This is a genomic window from Pseudomonas sp. PS01299 (assembly GCF_029960145.1).
GTDB classification, from domain to species: Bacteria; Pseudomonadota; Gammaproteobacteria; order Pseudomonadales; family Pseudomonadaceae; genus Aquipseudomonas; species Aquipseudomonas putida_A.
The window spans coordinates 1-4,176 of sequence record NZ_JASCPO010000350.1 but is presented as its reverse complement, the minus strand read 5'-3'; the positions used below and the strand labels follow the sequence as shown (position 1 = coordinate 4,176).

Here is a 4,176-nt window from a genome sequence, read left to right as displayed (position 1 = left end):
TTGCTCGCGAATGCGGCGGGGCAGTCGATACTTCCGTTACAGACATACCGCATTCGCGAGCAAGCCCGCTCCCACAGGTGATGTGGTGATTCAGGGATATTGGCTTGCTCATGAAAAATGCCCCGGCTCTTGCGAGCCGGGGCATTTTCATGGCAGCGATAACTCAGCGATTGCGGGTCAGCAGTGCTGGTTTTTCGCCGCGCGGGCGGGTCGGCAGTTGATCGAGCTGCTCAGGTGTCGGGAAGCGGTCTGCCTTGGACTCCTTGTGCATGATCTTCGGCCCGGTGCTGCGCGGGTTCTGCACGGCCGGTTCGGCGCGTTGCTGATCGTCGCGAGCCGGGCGGCGGTTGCGCGACGAGGACTCGTCGCGACGGCCCTGGCCGTCACGCGGAGCACCGTTGCGCGGGCCGTTGCGTTTGCCCGGCGGGGTGCCGGTGCTCGAACCGTTGCTGTTACGCGGGCCGTTCTGGCGACCTTGCGACTGACCGCCGCGTGGAGCGCCTGCACCTGCGCCCTGAGCTGGCGCGCCTGGACGGCGACCACGGCCACCGGCAGGAGCAGCTTTCGGTACGTAATCAACGCGGTTACCGAAGTTATCGATATCGTCGTCGAGGAACTCGTCCGGTGCACGATCAGCCGCCGCGCGTGGTGGCTGGCTCGGACGCTGTTCGCGGGCCGGGGTGCCTTCGCGTGGTTTCTGCTGACGGGCAGGGCGCTCGCCGCGTTCGCCGGCGGGTTTTTCCTTGCCCTTGTCTTTGCCTTTGTCTTTACGACCGCCGCCACCACCGCCGCCATTCGGACCGTCGCCGCGCGGGCCACGGGAGTTGCGCGGGTTGCGCATGTCCGGACGCTCACGCACTTCAGGCTTCTCGGCCTCGATGGTGCTGGCATCGAAGCCCATCAGGTCGCCGTCGGCGATTTTCTGCTTGGTCATGCGTTCGATGCTTTTCAGCAGTTTTTCTTCGTCCGGGGCCACCAGCGAGATCGCCTCGCCCGAACGACCGGCACGGCCAGTACGGCCGATACGGTGCACGTAGTCTTCATCGACGTTCGGCAGTTCGAAGTTGACCACGTGTGGCAACTGATCGATGTCCAGACCGCGCGCGGCGATGTCGGTCGCGACCAGGATGCGCACTTCACCGGCCTTGAAATCGGCCAGGGCTTTGGTGCGGGCGTTCTGGCTCTTGTTGCCGTGGATCGCCACAGCCGGCAGGCCGTGCTTGTCCAGGTACTCGGCCAGACGGTTGGCGCCGTGCTTGGTGCGGGTGAACACCAGTACCTGTTCCCAGGCGCCGGCGGTGATCAGGTGCGCCAGCAGGGCACGCTTGTGGCTGGCCGGCAGACGGAACACGCGTTGCTCGATGCGCTCGACCGTGGTGTTCGGCGGGGTGACTTCGATGCGTTCCGGGTTGTGCAGCAGTTTGCCGGCAAGATCGGTGATGTCTTTGGAGAACGTCGCCGAGAACAGCAGGTTCTGACGCTTGGCCGGCAGGCGTGCGAGGACTTTCTTCACGTCGTGAACGAAGCCCATGTCGAGCATGCGGTCGGCTTCGTCGAGGACGAGGATTTCGACGTGGGACAGATCGACACTGCCCTGGCCTGCGAGGTCGAGCAGACGACCCGGGCATGCGACGAGCACGTCAACGCCACGGGACATGGCCTGGACCTGCGGGTTCATGCCGACGCCGCCGAAGATGCAGGCGCTGACGAATTTCAGGTCACGGGCGTAGATCTTGAAGCTCTCGTGAACCTGGGCCGCGAGTTCGCGGGTCGGGGTCAGGACCAGTACGCGCGGTTGGCGCGGGCCATGACGCTGGGATTTGTCCGGGTGACCGTTGGGGAACAACCGCTCCAGGATCGGAAGGGCGAAACCGCCGGTTTTACCGGTACCTGTCTGTGCCGCAACCATCAGGTCGCGACCTTGCAACACGGCGGGAATGGCCCGCTGTTGCACCGGAGTAGGCTCGGTATAGCCCGCATCTTCGATGGCACGGACTAAAGCCTCGGAGAGACCGAGGGAAGCAAAGGACATGAGTAATCCTGTTTTAGTTAGGGCTTGGCCCAATGGGAGTCTTGCCTGGCGCGAATCGCGTTTAAGAGGACGCGATCCCGTCCGGTCCTGCTGCGGTTCCGAAGGCACGTCAGGAGCGCTCGCGCGGGCTGAAAGCTGCGCTGTAGCGGGTCGAGAGGCCTGTTACGGTTCCGGGCGTCCGGGCGTGAGCCTGGCGGGAACGCCGGAGTATAACAGAGCAATCACTGCGCGCTGCTTTCCTGCTGCTCAACGGTTTTGCGGCTGGCCGAGGCGTTGCCCAGCGGCACGGCGTCGACCGGGGCGGCGCCGTAGCGTGCGCTGAGCTCGGCGTAGGCCGGTTCGCGCTTGAAACGCTTGAGTTCGGCACCGAAACGCGCCACCAGCAGATCCATCCCGGCATTGCGTCGAACGGCCAGATATTGGCTCTGACGGCTGATGACCGTGGGATTTTCGGTGATTTGATCGCGAATATTCAGTTGATCGAGCAAATGCTGGCCCACGCGGCGATCGGTGATCAGCAAGTCGATACGTCCGCGCAACAGTTTGCCGAAGTTGGCCTCGTGGGTTGGTGCCGGCTCGCGGGTGAACAGTGTCGACTGGCTGAAGTCCGGACTGTACAGATAGCCCGGCGAAGTGCCGATGGTCAGGCCTTTGAGGTCTTCGAGCTGGCGGAACGGATGGGGACGGTCGTTGGCGTAGAACATCACGAACTCGACGTCCGACAGCGGTTCGATGGGGTAGAGCAGGGTGGCATCGCGCTCGTCGCTGTGAAAGATGTCCAGTGCGCCGTCGGCCTGGCCGGTCTCGAGCATCGACAGGCAGCGTTTCCACGGCAGGAACTGCCATTCGACTTCGATTCCCAGACGCTTGAACACGATGGCGGTGGTTTCGTAATCCAGCCCGAGGTTCCTGCCATTCTCTTCGTAGACGTAAGGTGCCCACGGCTCGGTGACAATACGCAGCTTCTCGCCCCGAGCGGCAAAGCTCAGGCAAGCAAAAACCAGCACGGTGAGTAACTGCGCGAAAAAAGGCATGGCTTGAGATTACGACGAGAAACGCGAAAGAGCCAGAAAGTGCCTGCACAAGCTCTAATTCGGGGATTCAAAAGCAAAAAATCGCAGCAACGACACCCCTGTAGGAGCTGCCGAAGGCTGCGATCTTTTGATCTTTCTTTTAATGCTTAGCGCGGCAACTTCAGGTTATTCCAGATCGCCAGACTAGGTTCAGCCTGGTTCATGGAATAGAAGTGCAGCCCCGGTGCGCCGCCCTGCAACAGGCGTTCGCACATTTCGCTGACAACTTGCTCGCCGAAGCGCTGAATGCTCTGGCTGTCATCGCCGTAGGCTTCCAGTTGCTTGCGGATCCAGCGCGGAATTTCCGCACCGCAGGCATCGGAGAAACGCGCCAGCTTGCTGTAGTTGGTGATCGGCATGATCCCCGGTACGACTGGAATATCCACGCCCAGCGCCTGCAAACGGTCGACGAAGTAGAAGTAGCTGTCGGCGTTGAAGAAGTACTGGGTGATCGCGCTGTCGGCGCCGGCGCGGGCCTTGCGCACGAAGTTGGCGAGATCGTCTTCGTAATTGCGCGCTTGCGGATGCATCTCCGGGTAAGCGGCAACTTCGATGTGGAAATGATCACCGGTTTCTTCACGAATGAATTCAACCAGTTCGTTGGCGTGACGCAGCTCGCCGCTGGTCATGCCCATGCCGGACGGCAGGTCGCCACGCAGGGCAACGATGCGCTTGATGCCGGCAGCCTTGTACTCGTTCAGCAGGCCGCGCAGGTCGTCCTTGCTGTCGCCGACGCACGACAGGTGCGGTGCGGCCGGTACTTTGACTTCGCTTTCCAGTTGCAGAACGGTGTTGAGGGTGCGATCACGGGTCGAACCACCAGCGCCGTAGGTGCAGGAAAAGAAGTCGGGGTTGTACGTTGCCAGCTGACGGGCAACGTTGAGCAGTTTTTCATGCCCAGCATCGGTCTTGGTCGGGAAGAACTCGAAGCTGTAGCGACGGTCTTGGGACATGGTCATACCCTTGGAAACACGAAGCCTGTGAGGCTTGCACCGCCCATGTGGGAGCGGGCTTGCTCGCGAAAGCGGCGGGTCAGGCAACATCAATGCTGAATGACAGACCGCTTTCGCG

The 4,176-nt window shown here is 62.1% G+C and carries 3 protein-coding genes; all 3 read right to left on the bottom strand.

Annotated features, from left to right (window positions below):
• Positions 1-163: 163 nt before the first annotated feature.
• Positions 164-2,032, bottom strand: a complete 1,869-nt coding sequence (locus tag QMX91_RS29405; RefSeq protein WP_135296746.1) for a DEAD/DEAH box helicase — start codon at positions 2,030-2,032, stop codon at positions 164-166.
• 221 nt (positions 2,033-2,253) lie between these two features.
• Positions 2,254-3,066, bottom strand: coding sequence for a transporter substrate-binding domain-containing protein (locus tag QMX91_RS29400; RefSeq protein WP_098966033.1), 813 nt, complete (start codon positions 3,064-3,066; stop codon positions 2,254-2,256).
• A 146-nt stretch (positions 3,067-3,212) separates the two neighbouring features.
• Positions 3,213-4,058 carry a methylenetetrahydrofolate reductase [NAD(P)H] gene (metF, locus tag QMX91_RS29395; RefSeq protein ID WP_003229047.1) on the bottom strand — a complete coding sequence of 282 codons (846 nt, stop codon included), beginning with the start codon at positions 4,056-4,058 and terminating at the stop codon, positions 3,213-3,215.
• Positions 4,059-4,176: the final 118 nt, after the last annotated feature.